Annotated in this window: 2 pseudogenes; one reads left to right on the top strand and one right to left on the bottom strand. The window is 64.6% G+C overall.

Features of this window, described 5'->3' with window-relative positions:
- A pseudogene (locus HMPREF0975_RS16645) lies at positions 1–129 on the bottom strand (IS3 family transposase); the annotation flags it as partial.
- A gap of 122 nt (positions 130–251) precedes the next feature.
- On the opposite strand from HMPREF0975_RS16645, the pseudogene HMPREF0975_RS07450 reads away from it, so the two are divergent.
- Positions 252–931, top strand: a pseudogene (locus tag HMPREF0975_RS07450) (IS1634 family transposase); the annotation flags it as partial.
- Positions 932–1463: the final 532 nt, after the last annotated feature.

The raw sequence follows: 1463 nt of genomic DNA, 5'->3' as shown, positions 1-1463 counted from the left end.
GGGACGGGCGCTCACACTCCGCCGCGATAGACAAGCTGACGCGCTTTTCAGGATCGCGTTGGCTCTTCGCAGCTCTCGGGCCTCTTTCTCTAGCTCCTTGATCCGCTGTGCCTCGTCAGTGGTGGTTCCCGGCCACTACCCTGACTCGTGACATTTTGGTGGGTTGTGGGTGGTGGGATGTGAGTTTTCGTTGGTATTGCGGTGTTGGGGGTCTGGTGGTGGGGCACTAAGAGCCCGTATGGTGCACTGGTGTGAGCCCGTTTGTGCGTAAGGTCAGGACCGCTTCGGGGGCCACGGCGGTGCAGATCGTGTCCAAGTCCGGTGGTGTGCGTCGGATCGTGGAGCACCTGGGCTCAGCCCACGACGAGACCGAGGTGGCGGCGCTGTTGGAGGCTGGGCGGCAGAAGATCGCCGTCTGGCAGGGCCAGGGGATGCTGGACCTGGAGTCCCTGGACCCAGCGCCTGGACGCGCCGGCCTGGTAGGCGCAACGGTAGTCTCCAAGCGCTCGGCCTTGTTGTGGAAGGTCCTGCACGACTCCTACACCCGTCTGGGGCTGGGGGACGCCACTGGGAGTGATCGGGCGTTTGAGCAGATGGTTCTGACGCGTCTGATCGAGCCGACCTCTAAGGCCCAGGTCTCCCGTGTCCTGGGTGATCTGGGCCTGGAGTCGGTCAGCACCAGGACCTTGTTCCGCTCCCTGGGCCGCTGCGGGCAGCGGGGCTACCGCCAGGCGATCTCTCAGGTCCTGTTCGAGCACGTCACCGCCACCAGGGGCCTTGCCTTGTGCCTGCAGGCGTGACCACCTTGTACTTTGAGGCCGAGCGTGAGGACGACCTGCGCAAGGTCGGCTATTCCAAGGAGAGGAGGGTCGACGCCCAGATCATCGTCGGACTGCTGGTCGACCGGGCCGGTTTTCCTCTCCAGGTCGGCGATGCGTCGCATCGACAGAGCCTGTTCAATGGTTTGTGTAAGCCCTTGTGGAAGGACTGACACTGATGACTGCTACTGATGATGACAACAGGGCTTCTGCTGGTGGTCGGGATGTGGTCGGCCAGCTGCGCTCGGCTGGGGCTCTGGATGGCTTGTTTGAGCAGATTGATTCCGGGCAGGTGAGCATGACCGGGACTGATGGTCTGCTGCCGGCACTGCACCAAGGGAGGCCTTGGAGAGGGGCCTGGCCGCTTGGCTTGAGCGAGCACCTGGGTTACGACAGGGGCGAGCCAACCTCCCAGGCTCGTGGTAACGCCAGAAACGGAACCACGTCCAAGACGGTGGACTCGTCAGGATGGGGCCCTTCGAGATCGGGGTGCCCCGGGACCGGGCCGGGACCTTCACCCCGCGCCCGGGTAGCGCCAAGGGCCAGCGCCGACCGGGGCGGGCTGGATGCGTGTGAATCACCAGGCCTGATGCGCCGGTGGAATGACGGTGCGGGATATCCAGCACCACCTGGCCTCCACGCTCA

Origin of the sequence: Actinomyces sp. oral taxon 849 str. F0330, assembly GCF_000239715.1 — a bacterium.
GTDB lineage: Bacteria > Actinomycetota > Actinomycetes > Actinomycetales > Actinomycetaceae > Actinomyces > Actinomyces johnsonii.
This window is presented reverse-complemented; position numbering and strand designations above follow the sequence as displayed.